The sequence below is a fragment of the Parafrankia soli genome, assembly GCF_001854695.1.
Classification (GTDB): domain Bacteria; phylum Actinomycetota; class Actinomycetes; order Frankiales; family Frankiaceae; genus Parafrankia; species Parafrankia soli.
In genome coordinates this window covers 1-20,100 of record NZ_MAXA01000278.1, presented here as the reverse complement: position 1 = coordinate 20,100, position 20,100 = coordinate 1, and the positions used below count along the sequence as shown (strand labels likewise).

The following is a 20,100-nucleotide window of genomic DNA, read 5'->3' as shown; positions in this document are numbered from 1 at the left end:
AACGACCTGGTGGGGGCGATCCGGACGGTGGCGTCGGGGCAGTCGCTGCTGGCTCCGTCGGTGACCAGGCGGGTGCTGGAGCGGTTGCGGGACGGGCCGAGCGAGGACCCGGCGATGGCGACGCYGAACCAGCGGGAGCGCGAGATCCTGCAGCTGATCGCGGACGGGTTGACGAACCGGCAGATCGGCACACGGCTGGGGTTGTCGGAGAAGACGGTGAAGAACTACGTGTCGAGCATTCTGGAGAAGCTCGGCCTGGCGAGCCGTACGCAGGCCGCCGTCTACCTGATGAAGCAGACCGGGGAGTAGCCCGGGCGTGTGCGGGGGGTGGCCGCCGGCTGCCCCCCGCACAGGCGATGGGTGGGCGGGTTGCCCGAAGGTCCCGTCGTCACGGGGCTGGAGGTCCGCCGGCCCGGCGTCCCGATCGTCCCCTGACGGCCCGGCCCGAATAGGGGATCGTTTCCCGTGGAGGGAGTCGGACCACGACGGACGATCCCGGAGCCCGGACCGCTCGGCCGGCACCGGTGAACCACACGTCGATGGTCGTGGCGATATCGTCCCGAACACGTCTGGAGACATCGGATGCTGGTTCAGAAGAATTCGGTGCCGGACAAAGCGGATCTCGCTTCCGATTTCTCTGGAGAGCTGGAGGTCGGGGCGACGGAGAAGCAGCCGGCCCCGGAACTCCATCTGGACAACCGGGAGACCGTGGAGACGCACACTGCGATCCTTTTCCTGACCGAGGACCGCGTCTACAAGCTGCGCAAGCCGGTCGACCTCGGCTTCGTGGATCTCCGCACCCGGCACGCGCGGCTCACGGCCTGCGAGGACGAGGTGCGTCTCAACCGGCGGCTGGCCCCGGACGTGTACCTCGGCGTCGCCGACATTCGGGACGAAGAGGGTCACCCGCGCGACCACATGGTCGTGATGCGCCGGATGCCCGCCGACCGCCGGCTGTCGGAGCTGGTGCGCGGCGGCGCCGACCTGACCGACGAGCTGCGCGTGATCGCCCGCACGATGGCGGCGTTCCACGAGCGGTGCGAGACCTCGCCGGAGATCTCCCGGGCCGGTGGGCTCGCCAACCTGGAGGCGCTGTGGCTGGAGGCGATGGACGCCGTCGCGCCCTTCCGAGGCTTGATCCTGGACGCCGGCACCGTCGACGAGATCGGCCGGCTGGCCCTGCGGTACCTGGCCGGCCGGGCGCCCCTGCTGGCGCAGCGGCAGCGCGCCGGGCGGATCCGCGACGGGCACGGTGACCTGCTCGCCGACGACATCTACTGCCTGGACGACGGCCCGCGGGTGCTGGACTGCATCAACTTCGACCGCCGGCTGCGGGTCGGTGACGTCCTCGCCGACGTCGCGTTCCTCGCGATGGACCTGGAGCGGCTCGGCGCCCCGGCGGCGGCCCGGACGTTCCTCGACGCGTACCGGGAGTTCTCCGGCGAGACCCATCCGGCGTCCCTGGAGCACCTCTACATCGCCTACCGGGCGTTCGTCCGGGTGCGCATCGCGTGCATCCGCGACCACCAGGGCGATCCGGAGGCCGCCGAGGAGGCGCGCCGGCTCGCCGACATCGCGCTGGCGCACCTCCGCCGGGGCCGGGTGCGGCTGGTGCTGGTCGGCGGGCTGCCCGGCACGGGCAAGTCGACGCTGGCGAGCGGCCTGGTCGACGGGCAGGACGAATGGGTGCTGCTGCGCTCGGACGTGGTGCGCAAGGAACTGGCCGGACTGGCCCCGGACGTCGCGGTCGACGTCGCCCCCGGTGCGGGGATCTACGATGCCGAGGCGACCGAGCACAGCTACGCCGAGTTGATCGCGAGGGCGCGGCAGGCGCTGGAGCGCGGCCAGAGCGTCGTGCTCGACGCATCCTGGTCCTCCGGGCTGTTCCGGGAACTCGCCGCCGAAACCGCGAAGGCGACCGGCGCCGACCTGGCGCAGGTGCGCTGTGTGGCCCCGGCGCCGGTTGCCGTCGCCCGCATCGAGTCCCGGCGGTCCATGCGGGCTCGCGGGACCGGTGCGGACGCCTCGGACGCGACGGGCGTGATTCACGCGGCGATGGCCGATCGCGCCGACCTCTGGCCGGCCGCGTTCGAGATCGACACCACGGGGTCCGTCGAGGAGACGGTCGCCGCCGCCCGGCGGGTCGTCGACTGACACCCGGGCGGTGCCCGGCGTCGCCGCTGAGTTTCAGGCGGCGCCTGGCGCCGCCGTCCCCCGAAGGGGTTCACCGACCGACGCACCGGTGGACGCGGATCCCTGACAGATGCCCTCGCGTCGATGTCCCGCAGTGAAGGAGAGAAGTGGGATGGCCGGAATCGTGGTCGGAGTGGATGGGTCGGCCGACGCCGAGGAGGCGCTGCGGTGGGCGATGGCGCAGGCGCGCAGGCAGGACTCCCCGCTCACCGTCATGCTCGCCTGGGATCCGAAGCACTGCCCGCCCGCCGTGTCCTCGGCGACCGCGACGGCGGGCGCGGAGAAGGCGGGCGCCGGGACGGCGGGCGAACACGAGACCGAGGCCGCGGCCTACCACGTGCTGCAGACCGCGATCGGCCGCGCCGCCAAGCTCTCCCGGCCCACCGCGATGGTCGAGAAGGTGGAGCGACGGGATGCGGCCGAGGCGCTGCTCGACGCCTCCGCCGAGGCGGAGATGCTGGTCGTGGGGCTGCACGGGGCCAACCGGAAGCACCGCCTGCTCGCCGGTTCGGTCACCGACGTCTGCCTGCACAGGGCGAGGTCGACGGTGGTCGTCGTGCGGGCCGGTCACCTCCGGCCGACGGGTCCGGTGGTCGTCGGTGTGGACGGCTCCGCGGCCTCGGTCGCGGCGGTGCGGGTGGCGGCGGCGCAGGCCAGGTCGCGTGAGACCAGCCTGCGTGTCGTGCACTCCTGGTTCCCGGCGGCCCCGCTCTACCCGGGGGCGTACGCGGGGCTGGACGTCCCGACCCTGGAGAAGTCGGCGCAGGCGCTGCTGGACGACTGCGTCGCGCGGGCACAGGTGGAGAACACCGGCCTGCGTGTCGAGCGGGTGCTGGTCGAGGACGCGGCGGCGCCCGGCCTGCTCCGGGTGTCCACCGACGCGAGCCTGCTCGTCGTCGGCTCCCGCGGGCACGGCGGGTTCGCCGGGCTGCTCCTCGGCTCGGTCAGCCACCAGTGCGTTCACCACGCCGGCTGCCCGGTCGCCGTCGTCCGGGCAGCCGGCTAACCGCGGGGTCAGCCGCACCGCGGCGTGGAAGTGCTCCTCACGTCACGCGGCGGTGCGGTCCGCTGCCGGCGGCCTGCCCGCGCCCGGGGCCTCGCCGTGCTCCTCGAAGGGGAGGCCGAGGTCGATGTCGGTGAGCAGCTCACCCCACGCCGCGAAATCCCCGACGGCCAGACCGTCACGGGTGACGCGAAGGACGCGAGCGCGCCGCCCACCGTCCATCGCAATGATCGTCTCCTCGACCCGGTAACCGTTGCTGGTGCTCCATCGCATGCAGTTCAGGGTGCCCCGCGCCGTCAGAGCGTTCACCGGCGCGGGGTCACCCGCTGGCATGACCTTCGGCGAGCTCCGGGAGACGTCCGCCCCGCCCGGTGGCGGCCCCGCAAGCCCGCGGTCCGGCTCAGGCATCGCGGCCCGGCCAGGTCCACTCCCGGATCTCGGGCAGGTCCTCKAAGTGCTCGGTGACGTGGGCCTCGTGGCGGGTCAGCTGGTCCTGGCAGTGGCTGACCAGGCGGTCGGTGCCGGGACGGGTGGTCCGGGCGAACTCCACGGCGAGCTGGGCCAGGTGGTACCGGCTCAGGCCGTTGCGGACGACCATGTCGAACGGCGTCGTGGTCGTGCCCTGCTCGGTGAACCCGCGGACGTGGAACCGCTGCGGGTTCGCCCGGCCGTGCAGCAACTGGTGGACGGCCCGGCTGTAGCCGTGGAAGCCGACGACGACGTCCGTCGAGTCGGTGAACAGCGCGCGGAACATCGGCGTCGAGAACCCGTGCGGGTGCAGGTCCGAGCGCAGCAGGGCCATCAGGTCGATGATGTTGACGACCCGGACGGCCAGGCTGGGCACGTACCGGCGGAGCAGGTCCGCGGCCGCGAGGATCTCCAGTGTCGGCACGTCGCCGATCCCGGCGAGGACCACGTCGGGCTCACGGTCGAGGTCGGTCTCGGTGCCGGCCCAGTCCCAGACCGACCCGCCGCGGGCGGCGTGCTCGGCGGCCTCGTCGGCGGTCAGGTACTGCAGGTGCGACTGTTTGTCGGCGACGAGCAGGTTGACGTGGTCGCGGCTGCGCAGGCAGTGGTCGGCGACCGAGAGCAGGCTGTTCGCGTCCGGCGGCAGCCAGATCCGGGCGACCCGGGCGAGAGCGGCACGACCGTGTCGATGAGCCCCGGCCCCTGGTGGGAGAAGCCGTTGTAGCCCTCCAGCCAGCCCTCGCACAGGTGCTCGGAGAGGACCTCCATCGCCCGGCCGGCCGGGCTGACCCGGTCGTCGCGCGGGTCGATCGGCGCGACCAGGCAGCGGTCGGTGACGTCCAGGATCGCGCCGAGGCGGTTGCTGGCCAGCTCGTCCGGGCTGAAGACCCGGAAGGTGGTCGGATTGTCCCGGTAGACGTCGGCGAGCATCTCGCCCAGCGGCCGGGTCGTCTCGTGGACGAGGCTGCCACGGCGGGCCGGGTCGACGTCGAGGGCGTGGGCCCGCCAGTCGCGCAGCCGCAGCGGCTCGGTGCGCACGCCGCCGTTGGCGTAGCTGGTGGCGCCGAGCCGGGCCGGGCCGTCCGGGGCGAGCGCCGCCAGCTCGGGGACCAGCCGGCCGTCGGCGTCGAACAGCCGCTCGGGCTGGTAGGAGCGCAGCCAGGCCTCGAGCTGGGCGAGATGCTCGGGATTGTCCCGCACCCCCGCCAGCGGCACCTGGTGCGCTCGGAACGTCCCCTCGACAAGGACGCCGTCCACCTCGTGCGGGCCGGTCCAGCCCTTCGGGGTCCGCAGCACGATCATCGGCCAGATCGGCGCCTCGGTGACGGTGGCACCTGGACGTCGGGCCGTCCGCTGGATGTCGCGGATGCGGCTGTGCGCTGTGGTGAGCGCGGCGCTGAACGCACGGTGCACCGCGCGGACGTCGTCCCCCTCCACCCACAGGACGTCGTACCCGTGGCCGGCGAACAGGTGGTTCAGCCGTTCCCGGGAGAGCCGGCCGAGCACCGTCGGGTTGGCGATCTTGTACTCGTTGAGGTTGAGGATCGGCAGCACCGCGCCGTCGCGGGACGGGTTGAGGAAGTCGACGCCCTTCCAGCTGCCCTCCAGCGGGCCGGTCTCGGCCTCGCCGTCGCCGACAACGGCGGCGACCAGCAGATCGGGGTGGTCGAACACGGCGCCGAACGCGTGGACGAGCGCGTAGCCGAGCTCGCCGCCCTCGTGGATCGACCCCGGCGTCGGGACGCTGACATGGCTCGGGATACCACCGGGGGTCGAGAACCTCCGCACGAGCTGGGTCAGCCCGGCGACGTCCCGCGACACGCTCGGGTAGATCTCCGAGTACGTGCCCTCCAGGTAGGTGTTGGCGACCAGCGCCGGCCCGCCGTGCCCGGGGCCGGCCACGTAGAGCACATCCTGGCCGGTCCGGCGGACCAGCCGGTTCAGGTGGGCGTAGACCAGGTTCAGGGCCGGGGACGTCCCCCAGTGGCCCAGCAGCCGCGGCTTGATGTCGTCGCGGCGCAGCGGCCGGCGCAGCAGCGGGTTGTCCATCAGGTAGATCTGCGCCGCGGTCAGGTAGTTCGCCGCGTTCCAGTAGGCGATCAGCCCGTCCAGCTGGGCCTCGTGGAGCCCGTGCTCCAGGCCGCCAGCGGGAAGCCGTCCGAGTCGAGGTAGCCGTCCGGGATGAGGGTGTCGCCCCGGGCGTGCGCGTAGGCCCGCAACGCGGCCAGCCCCTGGTCGAACCGGGAGTCCTCCGCCCGTTCCTGCGCCGCGGACAGCCGCCCGACGCCCCGCTCCAGCCGTCTGGACCGCCGCGCGTCGTCGGCGGCGGCCCTGTGATCACCGGTCACGGCCCTCATCGCCTTCCCGCCTGATCCGCTGCCTGCGGATCGTCGGATTTCCACCCCGCAACTTTCTTCACCACGGGGTCGGGCGGGAAGTGCTCTTCGGCCCGGTGCCGGCGGGTAGAACGTCCTTCCCGGCGCTGGTCAGGTGCGCAGCGGTGCGTGGGCGAAGTCGACGACGCCCTTGTCGAAGTCGACGGCGGCCCGGAAACCGAGGACGTCACCGGCCCGGTCGGAGGAGGCGAACACGTGCCGGACGTCCCCCGCGCGGCTACGCCCGGTGATCACCGGCTCGGCCGCGCCGTGGGCCCGCGAGAGGGCATGCGCCAGGTCACCGATGGTGCGCGGCCGGCCGCTGCCGATGTTCAGCGCCGTCAGTCGGCCGGGCTCCGCCTCGCGCCGGTGCAGCGCCAGCGCGTTCGCGCGGGCGACGTCGGTGACATGGACGAAGTCGCGGAGCTGGCCGCCGTCCTCGAACACCGCCGGCGGCTCGCCCCGCTCCAGCGCGCTGCGGAAGATGGCGGCGACCCCGGCGTACGGGGTGTCCCGCGGCATCCGCGGGCCGTACACATTGTGGTAGCGCAGGGCGATGACGGTTCCGTGGCTGGCCGCCGCCCACGCGGAGGCCAGGTTCTCCTGGGCCAGCTTGGTGGCCGCGTAGACGCTGCGCGGGTCGAGCGGCGCGTCCTCGGTGACCGGCCGGGGCTCGAGTGGACGTCCGCACGCCGGGCAGGGCGGCTCGAACCGCCCCGCGGCCAGGTCGGCCTCCCGCCGGGGGGCGGGGCGCACCGGGCCGTCCGCCGCGCACCGGTAGGCGCCCTCACCGTAGACGACCATCGAGCTCGCCAGGACCAGCCGCGGGATCCCGGCGCGGACCATCCCGGCCAGCAGCACGGCGGTGCCGAGGTCGTTGTGCGACGCGTAGGCCGGCAGGTCGGCGAGGTCGACGCCCATCCCGACCATGGCCGCCTGGTGGCAGACGGCGTCCACCCCGTCGAGCGCGGCGCGGACCTGGCCCGCGTCGCGCACGTCGCCCTCCAGGAACTGGGCGCGGTCGTCGATCTCGGGCCGGTGGCGGTGCGCGGCCGGCAGCAGCGCGTCCAGGACGCGCACCTCGTCGCCGGCGGCGAGCAGGACGTCGACGATGTGGGAGCCGATGAAACCGGCGCCGCCGGTGACGAGAACGCGCACGTCGCGGACGCTACCGCCGGTTTCCGGTGCGGGATCTTACGAACCGCTGACGCCGCCGTGCCGGCGCGCCGCCGTGCCGCCGTGCCGGCGGCGGATCAGGACGCGACGGGCAGGCCGACGACGAACCGGCATCCCCCGGTGATGTTGTGGACGCTCACCTCGCCGCCGTGCGCCTCGACGACGGCCCGGACGATGGCGAGCCCGATCCCGGCGCCCGGTGGTGTCCGCGCGCGCTCGCCGCGGTATCCGGTGTCGAAGAGCCGACCGAGGTCTGCCGCCGGTATCCCGCCGCAGGCGTCGGAGACGGAGAGCTCGGCGCGCCCGTCCACCACCGTCGCGGCGACGGCGACGGTGCCGTCGCTCGGAGTGTGTCGGATCGCGTTGGCCACCAGGTTGGTCAGCACCCGGCCGACCTCGACGACGTCCACCTCGAAGCGGTCGGTCTCATCGGCGCGCCCGGTGAGCCGGACGCCCTTGGCGCGGGCGATCGGGTCGGCCGTGGAGATCACATCGGAGACCACGTCGGCGACGCGGACGTTCTCCAGGCTCAGCTCGAGGGCGCCCGAGTGCAGCCTGGACAGCTCGAACAGCTCGTCGATGAGTGTCGTCAGCCGCTCGCTGTTCGCCACCATCGTCCGGTGGTAGGCGGCGACGGTCTCAGAGTCGTCGACCACACCGTCGACGAGGGCCTCGGCGACGGCCCGGATCCCCGCGATGGGCGTTCGCAGGTCGTGGCTCACCCAGGAGACCAGCTCCCGACGGCTCGCCTCCAGCGCCCGCTCACGTTCCGTGGCGGCGAGCAGGCGTGCGTGGGTGGCGTCGAGGGCCCGGGAGATCGCCGCCAGCTCGGCGCTGGGCGGTTCCGTCGCCAGTGGACGGTAGGTGGTGTCACCGAGCCGGCCGGCCGCCTCGGTGAGCGCGAAGGACGCCCGCGCGACCGGCAGCCCGAGCCAGAAAATCATCAGTGCGGTCACCGTGCCGGAGACGGCGACGACGAGGAGCACGACGTCGAGATCATGGTTGGAGAGGAACATCATCCGCGCCGTGACGGCGACCCCGGCGGCCATCCCGATCACGCCGACCGCGATCACCACGGCTCCCCAGACGCCCAGCGACGCCCGGCGGAACCGGTGCAGCACCGGCGCCGCGATCGCCGGGGCCGCGATCGAGCAGGCGAGCGCGATCGCGGCGATCTCCAGCTTCGCTCCCACGGCTCAGCCGCCCGCGGCCGGGTCGGCACCGACAGCCGGGCCGGCGACGGTGGCCAGGTCACAGCGGTAGCCCACGCCCCACACGGTGGTGAGCACGGCCGGCGAGGTCGGATCCGGCTCGATCTTCTCCCGGAGCCGGCGGACGTGGACGGTGACCGTAGAGGTGTCCCCGTACGTCCAGCCCCACACCCGTTCCAGCAGCACCGCCCGGGAGAACGCCTCACCGGGATGCCGCAGCAGGAACGCGAGCAGGTCGAACTCGCGGACCGTCAGCGACACCTCCCGGCCGTCCCGGGAGACGGTCCGCCCGGCGACGTCGACGACCAGGCCGCCACCGCGCAGCACCGGACGGCCCGCAACACCCGGCGGCGGCTCGTGGGTGCGCCGCAGCACCGACTGGACCCGCAGCACGAGCTCCCGCGGTGAGAACGGCTTGGTCACGTAGTCGTCAGCGCCGGTCTCCAGGCCGGTGATCCGGTCCGACTCCGCGCCCAGGGCGGTGAGCATCACCACCGGCACGTGGCCGTGGGCCCGCAGCCGCCGGCAGACCTCCAGGCCGGGCAGGCCCGGCAGCATCAGATCGAGGACGACCAGGTCAGGCGGGCGCCGTTCGGCGGTGGCGAGCGCGGCCCAGCCGTCGGCCGCGGTGTCCACCTCGAAGCCGGCGTTGGACAGGTAGCGGCTGACGACGTCCGACACCGTGGTGTCGTCGTCGACGAGCAGGACACGGGCCACGGGCCCACGGTAGACGCGCGAGGCAGGCCGGCCGGCGGGCGCGGTCGGACGTTCGGGATTCGTAATCTTCGGTCCGCCGCGGCCGCGGCGGCCAGCGTCGCGAGCCCCGGACGTCCTCGTTTCGTAAGAAGTGCGAGCACGTTCGGTGACTAGCGTGCGGCCCATGGTCGCTGACAGTGGTGCGCCGCCCGGCGCGGTCGACGTGATCCTCCCGTGCCTGGACGAGGCCGCCGCGCTGCCGTGGGTGCTGTCGCGCCTGCCGGCCGGGTACCGCGCGATCGTCGCCGACAACGGCTCCACGGACGGCTCGGCGCACCTGGCCCGGGAGCTCGGCGCCACCGTGGTCGAGGCCGCCGAGCGCGGCTACGGCGCGGCCGTCCACGCCGGCCTGCTCGCGGCGACCGCGCCGATCGTCTGCTGCTGCGACGCCGACGCGTCCCTCGACCCCACCGATCTGCCGCGCCTCGTCAGGCTGCTGACCGCGGGCCCCGGCGGTGGCGCGGGCGGGGGGCCGGCCGACCTCGTCCTCGGTCGGCGCCGGCCCGTCACCGCCGGGGCCTGGCCCGCGCACGCGCGGGCCGGCAACGCCGTGGTCGTGGCCGCCGCGCGCCGGCGCTGCGCCGTGCGGATCCGCGACCTGGGGCCGATGCGGGTGGCCCGCCGGGCCGACCTGCTGGGCCTGAGGGTGACCGACCGCCGCTTCGGCTATCCACTGGAGCTTGTCGCCCGGGCGGCCGCGGCCGGGTGGAACATCGTCGAGACCGACGTCCGTTATCTGCCGCGGAGCGGGAAATCCAAGGTCACCGGCACCGCCACGGGCACCGTCCGCGCGGTCCGGGACATGTCGGCGATCCTGCGCCGGCTGCCGTGAGCGGCCAGCGGGCTCCGGCGGCCGACCGGCCGGTGCCTGACCGGCCCGCTCCCGGGAGGGCTGATCGAAGGCGGTCTGGTTCCGGCGGTGGGCCGCACCTGCTCGTCATCGCCAAGACACCCGTGCCCGGCCGGGTCAAGACCAGACTCACCCCGCCGTACAGCCCGGTGCAGGCCGCCCGGCTGGCGGCCGCGGCCCTCGCCGACACCCTCGACGCGGTCGCCGGCGCCTGCCGTTCGCTGGGCGCCCGGCCGATGGTCGTCCTCGACGGCGAGCCCGGCCCCTGGCTGCCGCCGGGGTTCACCGTCGTAGCCCAGGCCACCGGCTCCTTCGACACCCGGCTGGCGGCGGCCTTCGACGCCGTCCGCGGGCAGCCCGCCCTGCTGATCGGGATGGACACTCCGCAGATCGGCCAGGACGAGCTGGTCGCGGCCCTGCTGGAGCTGCGCGCCGGCGCGGACGCCGTCCTCGGGCGGGCCCTCGACGGCGGTTGGTGGGCGCTGGGACTGCGCGCCTCGGCCGGTGGCCTCGTGCGGGGAGTGGCGACGTCCACACCGGACACCGGCGCCTGCCAGCTCGCCCGGCTGCGCGCGGCGGGGCTGGGCGTGGTCGAGCTGCCCGTCCTACGGGACGTCGACACCGCCGCGGACGTGGCCCCGGTGGCGGCGCTTGCTCCCGGCGGGCGGTTCGCGGCCGCCGTCCACGAGCTGGGGCTGTGCCCCGGTGTCGCGGCGAGACCGGCGGGGGAGCGGTGACCACCCACTCGACCAGGGAACGTCCGCATGCTCGCGGGGTCTACGAGGCGGCCCTGCGCGCACCGGGCCACGGGCTGTGGGCCTCGCACCCCGGCGGGCGCCGCCCGCTGCCGCTGGACCTGTGGCTCGGCGGGCTCGCCCCGGGCGACGAGACGCTGGTCGACGGCTGCGCCGGCCCGACGCTCGACGTCGGCTGCGGCCCCGGGCGCATCACCGCGGCGCTCGCCCGCCGCGGCGTGCGGGCGCTCGGTATCGACATCGCCGCCGGTGCGGTCGCGCTGGCCCGCCGGGCGGGGGCGGCCGCGATGTGCCTGGACGTCTTCGGCCCCGTGCCGGGCAGCGGCCACTGGCGCGAGATCGTGCTGGCGGACGGCAACATCGGCATCGGCGGCGATCCCGCGCGGCTGCTGCTCCGGGCGGCGGAGCTGCTCGCCGCCGGCGGCAGGATCCTGGTCGAGGTCGACGGCCCCGGACGGCCGACGGAGTGCTACTGGACCACGTTGGAGACCGCCGCCCTCGCCAGCGCGCCGTTCCGCTGGGCCGCCGTGGGAGTGGACGGCATCGGCCCGCTGGCGGCCGAGGCCGGGCTCACCGTGACCGAGGTGCGGCAGCGGGCGAGTCGGTACGTCACATGCCTCGAGCCGGTCCAGTCCGTCGGGACCGCCGGGACCGCCGTCGCCGGAACACCATGATGACCGTGGCGGCGGCCCAGACCGCCCCGAGCACGATCAGCAGGTTCCGCCCGTAGGGCAGCGCGTCGACCGTCGCGTTGCCGGGGGTGCCGCCGTAGCCCCGCCAGAGCGGCAGGCTCGCCGCCGCCACCGAGCCCGAGACGATCAGCGCACCCTGGACCACCGCCCGGTACGGACCCGGGACGGCGCGGCTCAGCAGCAGCCCGACCAGCGCGACCGCAGGCACCAGCAGCACGTCGTGGGCCAGGACGCCGGCGATCAGCCACCGCAGGGAGTTGTGCGGATTGGTGGCCCGTGTCTCGCTCAGCAGTCCGTCGATCCCGTAGCCGAGTGCCGCGAGCCCGCCGAGCGCCGTCAGCGCCACCGCAAGCCGCGTGAGGCCGCCGCCTCGCCCAGGAGCGGCTCCGGCTCCGGCTCCGGCTCCGGCTCCGGCCCCGGCCTCGGCCTCGGCCTCGGCAGCGTCGTGGCCGGTCACAGCATCACCACCCGGTGCACCCACTTCGTCTGCAGGACTCCCGGCCGGTTCGGCGCGATCAGCCGCGCCGGATAGCCGTGGTCGAGGTCGAGCGGCTCGCCGCCGAGCCGGGTCGCGAGCAGCGTCCTGGGATCACGCGCGTGCGGCGGGTCGACCTCGCTGGCCCGGTAGCCGCCACGGGTTTCCAGGGACTCGACCCGCACCGTCGCGCCGGCCGGTATCCCGGCCCGTTCCAACAGGTCGACGAGCCGTACCCCCGTCCACGTCGCGTCGGCCGCCCACCCCTCGACACAGGTGATCGGCAGATCCACCGTCGCCCGGCTCAGCGCGAAGAGCTCGGCCGCGGACAGGGTGAACGGCCGCGGGCCGCCGACCGTCAGTCGGTAGCCGGGGTCGCGGGCCAGGGCGAGCACGCCGGCCGCGACCGCCGTCCGGTTCACCGGCAGGTGCTGCGGCCCGAGATCGGGCCGGCGCGGCGCGAGCAGCACCGTGCCACCCAGGCCCGGGACGAACTGTCCCGCGGTCGTCGCCGTGATCACACCGGCCGCGGTGCCCACGGCGAGGCCGAACCCGCGCCGCGACAGCCCGTCGCCGGCCGGCTCGGGCTGGCTCACGCGGTCGGTGAGTCCCGCGCGCCCGGCCCGCCCGCGCCCCACGTTGGCCCGGACGACCACGATCTTCGTGGCGATGTGCACGACCAGCGCGCCGATCGTGATCCAGGCGACCCAGTAGTGCGTGACGGTGAAGAAGAAGCGGAACGGATACCACTGGGCGATGTTCGCGATGCCCGTCGCGAGCTGGAAGATCGCCCCGGCGATCAGCGGGATGATGGTGATCCGCTCCAGGGCGTGCGCGACGGTGCGCACCGGCGGCCACTCCCACAGCCGCGGGTAGACCGTCCACAGCTTCGCCAGCAGCAGCGGAACGGACGCGAGCCCGGTGGCGACGTGCACGCCCTGAGTGAGCCGGTAGAGCCACGCCGGCCGGGACGGCCACTGCAACCAGCCCGGCGGATGCTGCATGAAGTGCGAGACCAGCCCGGTGGCGAACGCCGTGCCGAACGCGACCCCGAGCCAGATGCCGAGCAGCGAGGCCAGCCGCGGGTCGTGCAGGCGGCTGCTGAAGGCGCCGGGACGGAACGGCCCGCGGCGCAGCCGCTCCGGTGGCGCCGGCAGCTCGCGGTCGATGAGATCCACGCGCGCACCGTAGRCACGCCGGCCCGCCGTGGCCGCTGATCATCTCCTTACGATTCGAGGATGTCGCGCGCCGGTCGTCCCGGGCGGGTCTGAGCGTGGGCACGCTGGCCCCATGGCCGTCAGCCCCCACCGCACCCGAGACGACGCGATCCGTCTCGGCGGCCCAGCGCGGGACGAGGGGCCGGTGCCGGCTGCCGCCGACCCGCCGGGCGCCGGGCGCCGATGGCTGGCTGTGGCGGTCGTCCTGCTGGCCGGCGCGCTCGCCACCGAGTGTGCCGTGATCGCGCAGCCCGGGCCCCTGCCCGGCGGGCCGGCCGTCCTCTACCTGGCTCTCGGCTGGTGGGCGCTGGCTCTGGCCGCGGTGGCCGCCCTCGTCCGGGCCGCGCCCCGACGCGGTGTCACCGCCGTGCTGCTGGTCGGCGCGGTGGCCGTGCACCTCCTCGCCCTCACCTCCGGACCGCGGATGAGTGACGACCTCTACCGCTACGCCTGGGACGGCAAGGTCTCCGCCGCGGGCATCGACCCGTACCACTACGCGACCAACTCCGCGGAGCTGGCCGGGCTCCGCGACAGCTGGCTGTGGCCCGACCCGGTGGGCTGTGCCGCCCTCGGCCGCGGCTCCGGCTGCACGCGGATCAACTACCCGACCGCGCACACGATCTACCCGCCGGTGGCCCAGGCGTACTTCGTGGCCGTCCACCACCTGCCCGGGCCGCCGCGGGAGAACAAGATCCAGCTCTACGCCGCGGTGCTGTCGCTGCTGCTGACCGGCCTGCTGATCCGGGTGCTGCCGCGGTTCGGCCACCATCCCGGCCTGGCCGCGGCCTACGCCTGGGGGCCCTCGGCCGGGATCGACATCGGCATGGACGGCCATGTCGACGTCCTGGCCGTGATCTTCGCTGTCGCGGCGCTGGCGCTGCTCGCGCGGCCCGGTGCGCGTCCACGCCCGCGCCCGACCACCCGGACGGCGGCGGCGGCCGGCGCGCTGCTCGGCGCCGCGGTGGCGGTGAAGCTCTACCCGGCGCTGCTGCTGCCCGCCGCCGCCCGGCGGCGCCCCGTGGCCGTCCTCGGCGCGGCGGCCGCGGTCGTCGGCCTGTCCTATCTGCCGCACGTGGCGGCCGTGGGAACGGACGTGGTCGGCTTCCTGCCGAAGTACCTGTCGGTCGAGGGCTACGCGCAGGGACACCGCTTCCTCCTGCTGGGCCTGCTGGGTCTGACCGGGACGGCGGCGAAGGTGGCCGCGGGCGTCGTGCTCGCCGGCGTCGTCCTCGCGGTGTGGCGCTCGGAGCCCGCCCGCCTGCCGGTGGAGCGTGGCGCGCTGTGGCTGGTGGGGGCGGCCTTCCTCGTCGCGACCCCGGCCCAGCCCTGGTACGGGGTGCTGCTGGTCGCGCTCGCCGTCCTCGCCGGCCGGCTCGAATGGGCGGCGGTCGCCGTCGGCCCGTATGTGCTGTACATGGCGCTGTTCCGGGACCTGGCCGTCGAGGACGTCTACGCCCGGCCCGGCGGCTACGTCCTGGGCGCCGCCGCGGTCGCGCTGACCGCCGCGGTCCGCCGGATCCGGGCTCGATCCAGCGGCGCGCCCGGTTGGCCGGCAGCGTCGCGGTGCGCTCGGTAGGATTGGTCCCGGTGTGCCGGGAAGTCTGGTCGGCGAGGTGGCGCGTCGCGCCCTCACAGCCAGGGACGACCGGTTCAGGATGGTCACCCTTCGTGAGGTCGGGGCGGCGCCGCGCGACCGCGCCGACCGAGGAGACCAGCCGATGCCGAGCGTTCCCCCAGCCCCCGCGCCCGGCCCTGCCTCGGGCTCCGGCTCGTCGGTGTCCCGGCCGCGGCTGCTGGCCCGGCCGACCTGGCCGCAGGCACGGTACGTCGCCGGGATCCTGCGCAGTGAGACGGTCGGCGGCCTGCTGTTGCTCGCGGGCGCCGTGGTGGCGCTGGTCTGGGCGAACTCACCGTGGCGGGACGCCTATGCCACCGTCGTCCACACCGGCGTGGGCCCCGCGTCCCTGCACCTGCATCTGGACCTGGAGCACTGGGCCGCCGACGGGCTGCTCGCGATCTTCTTCTTCGTGGTGGGCCTCGAGCTCAAACGCGAGTTCGTCCTCGGCGATCTGAGATCACCGAGCCGCGCGGCGCTGCCCATCGTGGCCGCCCTTGGCGGGATGCTCGTGCCCGCGCTCATCTACACGCTGGTCAACGGCCTGGCCGTGGACGGCTCCCCCGAGGGCTGGGCGGTGCCGACGGCCACCGACATCGCCTTCGCGGTCGCGGTGCTGGCGATCATCACGACGCATCTGCCGGCGGCGCTGCGGTCGTTCCTGCTGACGCTGGCGGTGGTCGACGACCTGCTCGCGATCGTGATCATCGCCGTGTTCTTCACCGACCGGCTCAGCCCCGCGCCGCTGGCGGGCTCCCTCGCGGTCATCGCGGTGTTCGCGCTGCTGGTGAACCGCGGCGTCACCCGCTGGTGGCTGCTCATCCCGCTCGCGCTCGTCGCCTGGGCCCTCATGCACACCTCGGGGGTGCACGCGACCATCGCCGGGGTACTGCTGGGGTTCGCCGTGCCGGCCCGCCCTCGCTCCGGCGAGCACGCCGGGATGTCCGAGCGGTTCGAACACGCCTGGCGTCCCGTCTCGGCGGGCGTCGCGGTTCCGGTGTTCGCGTTGATGGCCGCCGGGGTCTCGCTCGCGGGCGGCGGCGTCGGCGCCGCGCTGGCCGATCCGGCCGGCCTGGGTGTGGTGATGGGTCTGCTGCTGGGCAAGCCAATCGGGGTGATGGGTGCCACCGTCCTGCTCGCCCGGTTCACCCGGGCCGAGCTGGACCCCGACCTGTCCTGGTGGGATGTCGCCGGCGTCGCCGTGCTCGCCGGAGTCGGGTTCACTGTCTCCCTGCTCATCGGCGAGCTGGCCTTCGGCGCCGACACAGCGGAGAACGATCACGTCAAGGCCGCCATCCTGATCGGCTCGCTGGCCTCGGCACTGCTCGCCTCGATCGTGCTGCGGGCGCGTAACCGGGTGTACCGCCGGCTGGCGGAGCGGGAGGCCGTCGACCGCGACGCCGACGGCATCCCCGACGTCTTCCAGGAACCGACCGTCGGCTGAGGCCATCGAGATGGCCAACGCCAACCGTGGGGGAGATCCGGACGACAATCGGGGGAAGGGCCAGGGACGACCGGAGGGGGCGCGATGGCCGGGACGGACGTTCCGAGCGTGAAGGACGTCGCGGCGCACGCCGGGGTGTCGCTGGGCACGGTGTCGAACGTGCTCAACCGGCCGGAGCTGGTCGCCCGGCCCACCCGGGAACGGGTGCTCGCCTCGATCGCCACCCTCGGCTTCGTCCGCAACGAGTCCGCGCGGCAACTGCGGGCCGGCGGCAGCCGGCTGCTCGCCTACGTGGTGCCCGACACCGCCAATCCCGTCTTCGCCGACGTCGGCGCCGGTGTCCAGGAGGTCGCGGATCGCGCCGAGCTGGCGGTGTTCCTGTGCAACAGCGGCGAGGAGTCCCGCCGGCAGGCGACCTACCTGAGCCTGCTCGAACAGCAGCGCGTCGAGGGAGTCCTTCTCACTCCGGTGGGCGAGGTCGACGAGCCCCTGGTGTCGCTGGCGCGGCGGGGGACACCGGTCGTGCTCGTCGACCGCGCCGGCGGGCCGGGGATCTGTTCGGTGACGGTCGACGACGTGGCCGGCGGTGAGCTCGCCGTGTCCCATCTGCTCGACAGTGGCCACACCCGGATCGCCTTCGTCGGAGGCCCGGGTCAGTGGCGGGTCGCCGACCGGCTCGCCGGCGCCCGCCGCGGCCTGCTGCACGCCGGTGCCGACCCGGACAGCCTGCTGCGGGTCGACACCCGCGGCGCCGACGTCGCCGCCGGCCGCCGGGCCGGGGAACGACTGGCCGGTCTGTCCGGCAGCGGACGTCCCACGGCCGTGCTCTGCGCCAACGACATGGTCGCCCTCGGTCTGTTGCAGCAGGTGACGCGGCTCGGCCTGCGCGTCCCCGACGATCTCGCCGTGGCCGGCTACGAGGACATCGAGCTCGCCGCCGTGGCGGCGGTTCCGCTGACCTCCGTGGCGCGGCCGCGCCAGCTGCTGGGACGTACCGCCGCCGAGCTGCTGCTGGCGGAGACGCGCGACCGCGCGGGACATGAGCACAGCCAGGTCGTGCTGGCACCCGAGCTGGTGGTCCGGGCGTCCACCGGGCGCCGGCCGGCGGACGTCGTCGCCTGAACACCGCCAAAGGGCCCGAGCGCCGGCGGGTGGCGTGCGGCGGCCGGGAGCAGTGGCATCGGCGTGCCACCGGCGTGCGCGGCGGCACGGTCCGCGCTGGCTCGCCGTCGACCTCGTCCACGGGGGTGACCCGCTCCATGCGAGCGGCCGATCGGCGAGACTCGCACGGTGACAGACGACACGATGAAGACACCTGACCAGCTCTTCGACCTCACCGGCCGGGTCGCCGTCGTGACCGGCGGCAGCCGGGGGATCGGCCGCGCGGTGGCCGGGGGGCTCGCCGCGGCCGGCGCCGACGTCGTCGTCGCCAGCCGCAAGATCGAGGCCTGCCAGGCCGCGGCCGCCGAGATCGAGGCCGAGACCGGTCGGCGGGCGCTTCCCGTCGCCTGCCACGTCGGCCGGTGGGACGACTGCGACCGCCTCGCCGACGCGGTCTACGACAGGTTCGGCCGCTGCGACGTCCTGGTGAACAACGCAGGGATGTCCCCCGTCTACGACACCCTCACCTCGGTGACCCAGGAGCTCTACGACAAGGTCCACGCGGTGAACGCGGGCGGCCCGTTCCGGCTGAGCGCCCTCGTGGGATCGAGGATGGCGGCCGGCGACGGCGGGTCGATCATCAACGTGACGACGGCGGGTTCGTTGCGCCCCAACGCGAGCGATCTCCCCTACGCCATGGCGAAGGCGGCCCTCAACGCCCTGACTCTCGGGCTGGCCGGCGCGTGGTCGCCCAAGGTACGCGCGAACCTGGTGCTTCCCGGCGCGTTCGACACCGACATAACCAAGGCATGGGGCCCGGACGCGAAGCGCCTGGCCGGCGAGATGAATCCGATGAAGCGGATTGGGGCACCCGGAGACATGGTCGGCGTCTGCGTCTTCCTGGCGAGCGCTGCGGCCAGCTATGTGAACGGCGCGCAGATCCTCGTCGACGGCGGCCTCTTCCGGACTCTCTGACCGTGCGTTCCGGCCCGGCGCCCGTCGGGCCGGAACGCTGGAGCGGTAGCAGGGCGTCCTCTACCGCGTGGGTCTTCACGGCGATCACGGTGGACGGAAAACCGAACTCGTCGGCGGCGCGGCCATTGGAAAGTCACCCAACCAGAGGAAGGGACCTTCGTGTGGGTCAGCCCTCTCGGGCGAACCAGCATCACCAACCCCACACATATATCGAAGTCGATACGCGCGTAGGAAGAGAAAATGGGGTGCATTAATTTTGAGGTACGGGTTATCGGATACGACGTGTCGACGGACCGTGCGGAGCATCGCGTGGGCCTCCGTGTCCGGTGGACCGCTTCGCGGGCTTCCTCCTTGAACTGGGAGATCGTCTCCAGGTCGTCGATGCGGCACGGCGCGAGCAGACGCACCTGCTCGCCGCCGATCGTCACGCTTTGCTCCCGTCCCAGTCCAGCCATCAAGATCTCTCCAGGAAGGCTGGCGCACGCCTGGGACCTGGGCAGGGTTGCCGTCCCGGCGCAGGGGAGGGTACGAGCTCGTGACGGCGGTGACGGGAGGCGTGGTGTAGTGATAGCTTCCTCTCACCGAAAAGAATCTTCTTCTCATCCAGTGAGAATCGAATGGGGTGGGCGGCCAGGAGCCGGGTGGTGTGTAGGAGCCCTGCCGGCCGCCGATGACTGGTGCGTCGTACGCTCCGCCGTCCGCGCCGGGTCCTCCGCCGCCGGGTCAGGGAGGACCGCGATGCCGATACCTGCCGAGTTCGCAGACCGACAGCCCGTAACGGTAGCTGCCGTGTTCCGCGCCGAGGTCGCGTGAGATGGACGTCGCGGACTTCCGGTCGGATCTCCAGGCGTGGCTTGCCGAGAACGACCTGACCCCAGGACCTGACCACTCCCTTGACGGGCAGGTGGCTCAGCTCGCGCGGGTGCGTCGCGCCCTGTACGACGCGGGCTGGATGCGTCACGGCTGGCCCGCCGAGGTGGGTGGCCTCGGTGGCCCGGCGGTCCTGCGCGCCGTACTTGGCGAGGAGGTGGCCAGCCGTGGTCTGGCCGAACCGGGCATCTACTCGATGGTCGAGGTACTTGTCCCGACCATGATCTCCTATGCGTCGCCGGCGCTGGCGGCCGAGATGGTGCCGCTGCTGCTGTCCGGTACCGAGAGCTGGTGCCAGGGGTTCTCCGAGCCGGGGTCGGGCAGTGACCTGGCGTCGCTGTCCACCCGGGCGGAGCCCCGGGGCGACGACTGGGTGGTCAACGGGCAGAAGGTCTGGACGAGCCTGGCCCAGTACTCCGAGCGCTGCGTGCTGCTCACCCGCACCGCGCCGGGCCACGGCGGGATCACGGCGTTCTTCGTCGACATGGACACCCCTGGCATCACCGTCCGCCCGCTGGAAATGATGCACGGTGTCGAGGAGTTCGCCGAGGTCTTCTTCGACGACGTGGTCGTCCCCGGCGACCGCATGCTCGGAAAGCCCGGCGACGGCTGGCAGATGGCGATGGACCTGCTCCCGCACGAGCGCTCCACCTGCTTCTGGCACAGGGTCGCCCACCTGTTCACCCGGCTCGACCGGCTGGTGACCGAGACGACCGTGCCGGGTGATCAGGCGGACGCGGATCTGGGTGCGGCCTACCTGGCGCTGCACACCATCCGCTGCCGCTCGCATGCCACCCAGCGCCACCTCGGCGAGGGTGCCCACCTCGGGCCGGAGACGTCGATCGACAAGGTGCTGCTCGCCACCGCCGAGCAACGCCTGTACGACACCGCCCGCGACCTGCTCCCGGGCACCATCGAACTCAC

18 protein-coding genes and 1 pseudogene are annotated in these 20,100 nt (G+C 73.9%); 11 read left to right on the top strand and 8 right to left on the bottom strand.

What is annotated here, in order from left to right:
- The 3 genes from BBK14_RS33135 to BBK14_RS33125 all read left to right on the top strand — a co-directional run.
- Window positions 1–309, top strand: a 309-nt coding sequence (locus tag BBK14_RS33135; RefSeq protein WP_131802487.1) for a response regulator transcription factor, incomplete at its 5' end; no start/stop codon positions are given.
- A gap of 273 nt (window positions 310–582) precedes the next feature.
- Complete coding sequence (locus BBK14_RS33130; protein WP_071067075.1) at window positions 583–2,154, top strand: bifunctional aminoglycoside phosphotransferase/ATP-binding protein; 1,572 nt, start codon at window positions 583–585, stop codon at window positions 2,152–2,154.
- Window positions 2,155–2,305: 151 nt separating this feature from the next.
- A complete protein-coding gene (locus BBK14_RS33125; RefSeq protein ID WP_071067074.1) occupies window positions 2,306–3,199 on the top strand; it encodes a universal stress protein in 894 nt (297 codons plus the stop codon).
- A gap of 42 nt (window positions 3,200–3,241) precedes the next feature.
- Here BBK14_RS33125 and BBK14_RS41095 read toward each other — a convergent pair whose 3' ends face one another.
- From BBK14_RS41095 to BBK14_RS33095, 6 genes and pseudogenes are all read right to left on the bottom strand, one after another.
- Window positions 3,242–3,604 carry a hypothetical protein gene (locus BBK14_RS41095; protein WP_241832056.1) on the bottom strand — a complete coding sequence of 121 codons (363 nt, stop codon included), beginning with the start codon at window positions 3,602–3,604 and terminating at the stop codon, window positions 3,242–3,244.
- Window positions 3,597–5,803 (bottom strand): annotated as a pseudogene (locus BBK14_RS33115) (phosphoketolase family protein). Before BBK14_RS33115 ends, BBK14_RS41095 begins: the two are co-directional and overlap by 8 nt.
- Window positions 5,764–6,012 carry a helicase associated domain-containing protein gene (locus BBK14_RS33110; protein WP_241832055.1) on the bottom strand — a complete coding sequence of 83 codons (249 nt, stop codon included), beginning with the start codon at window positions 6,010–6,012 and terminating at the stop codon, window positions 5,764–5,766. Before BBK14_RS33110 ends, BBK14_RS33115 begins: the two are co-directional and overlap by 40 nt.
- A gap of 138 nt (window positions 6,013–6,150) precedes the next feature.
- Entirely contained in the window at window positions 6,151–7,197 is a 1,047-nt protein-coding gene (locus tag BBK14_RS33105; RefSeq protein ID WP_071067073.1) for an NAD-dependent epimerase/dehydratase family protein, read from the bottom strand.
- A 95-nt stretch (window positions 7,198–7,292) separates the two neighbouring features.
- Window positions 7,293–8,408, bottom strand: a complete 1,116-nt coding sequence (locus BBK14_RS33100) for a sensor histidine kinase (protein ID WP_071067072.1) — start codon at window positions 8,406–8,408, stop codon at window positions 7,293–7,295.
- A 3-nt stretch (window positions 8,409–8,411) separates the two neighbouring features.
- Window positions 8,412–9,143, bottom strand: coding sequence for a response regulator transcription factor (locus BBK14_RS33095; RefSeq protein WP_071067071.1), 732 nt, complete (start codon window positions 9,141–9,143; stop codon window positions 8,412–8,414).
- A gap of 163 nt (window positions 9,144–9,306) precedes the next feature.
- Between BBK14_RS33095 and BBK14_RS33090 the strand changes: the two genes are divergently transcribed.
- The 3 genes from BBK14_RS33090 to BBK14_RS33080 are packed head-to-tail and all read left to right on the top strand — an operon-like array spanning window position 9,307 to window position 11,461.
- Window positions 9,307–10,014, top strand: coding sequence for a glycosyltransferase family 2 protein (locus BBK14_RS33090; RefSeq protein ID WP_071067070.1), 708 nt, complete (start codon window positions 9,307–9,309; stop codon window positions 10,012–10,014).
- Window positions 10,015–10,046: 32 nt separating this feature from the next.
- Complete coding sequence (locus BBK14_RS33085) at window positions 10,047–10,769, top strand: DUF2064 domain-containing protein (protein WP_083391420.1); 723 nt, start codon at window positions 10,047–10,049, stop codon at window positions 10,767–10,769.
- The gene (locus BBK14_RS33080; protein ID WP_083391419.1) at window positions 10,766–11,461 is read left to right on the top strand and encodes a class I SAM-dependent methyltransferase; all 696 of its coding nucleotides are present in this window, start codon (window positions 10,766–10,768) and stop codon (window positions 11,459–11,461) included. The genes BBK14_RS33085 and BBK14_RS33080 overlap by 4 nt, the downstream gene beginning before the upstream one ends.
- Here BBK14_RS33080 and BBK14_RS33075 read toward each other — a convergent pair.
- Both BBK14_RS33075 and BBK14_RS33070 read right to left on the bottom strand, forming a co-directional pair.
- Window positions 11,397–11,936 carry a hypothetical protein gene (locus BBK14_RS33075; protein WP_241832054.1) on the bottom strand — a complete coding sequence of 180 codons (540 nt, stop codon included), beginning with the start codon at window positions 11,934–11,936 and terminating at the stop codon, window positions 11,397–11,399. The genes BBK14_RS33080 and BBK14_RS33075 overlap by 65 nt on opposite strands.
- A complete protein-coding gene (locus BBK14_RS33070) occupies window positions 11,933–13,132 on the bottom strand; it encodes a molybdopterin-dependent oxidoreductase (RefSeq protein WP_083391418.1) in 1,200 nt (399 codons plus the stop codon). The genes BBK14_RS33075 and BBK14_RS33070 overlap by 4 nt, the downstream gene beginning before the upstream one ends.
- A 112-nt stretch (window positions 13,133–13,244) precedes the next feature.
- Between BBK14_RS33070 and BBK14_RS33065 the strand changes: the two genes are divergently transcribed.
- The 5 genes from BBK14_RS33065 to BBK14_RS33045 all read left to right on the top strand — a co-directional run.
- Complete coding sequence (locus tag BBK14_RS33065; RefSeq protein ID WP_071067069.1) at window positions 13,245–14,747, top strand: glycosyltransferase 87 family protein; 1,503 nt, start codon at window positions 13,245–13,247, stop codon at window positions 14,745–14,747.
- A gap of 142 nt (window positions 14,748–14,889) precedes the next feature.
- Window positions 14,890–16,230 (top strand): Na+/H+ antiporter NhaA, encoded by a 1,341-nt coding sequence (gene nhaA / locus BBK14_RS33060; RefSeq protein WP_198541505.1) that lies wholly within the window; start codon window positions 14,890–14,892, stop codon window positions 16,228–16,230.
- Between the two features lie 84 nt (window positions 16,231–16,314).
- Window positions 16,315–17,352: a LacI family DNA-binding transcriptional regulator gene (locus BBK14_RS33055; protein ID WP_071067068.1), complete on the top strand. Its 1,038-nt coding sequence runs from the start codon at window positions 16,315–16,317 to the stop codon at window positions 17,350–17,352.
- Between the two features lie 183 nt (window positions 17,353–17,535).
- Window positions 17,536–18,306, top strand: coding sequence for an SDR family NAD(P)-dependent oxidoreductase (locus tag BBK14_RS33050; RefSeq protein ID WP_071067067.1), 771 nt, complete (start codon window positions 17,536–17,538; stop codon window positions 18,304–18,306).
- 814 nt (window positions 18,307–19,120) lie between these two features.
- A partial coding sequence (locus BBK14_RS33045; protein ID WP_071067066.1) for an acyl-CoA dehydrogenase family protein occupies window positions 19,121–20,100 on the top strand: 980 nt, incomplete at its 3' end.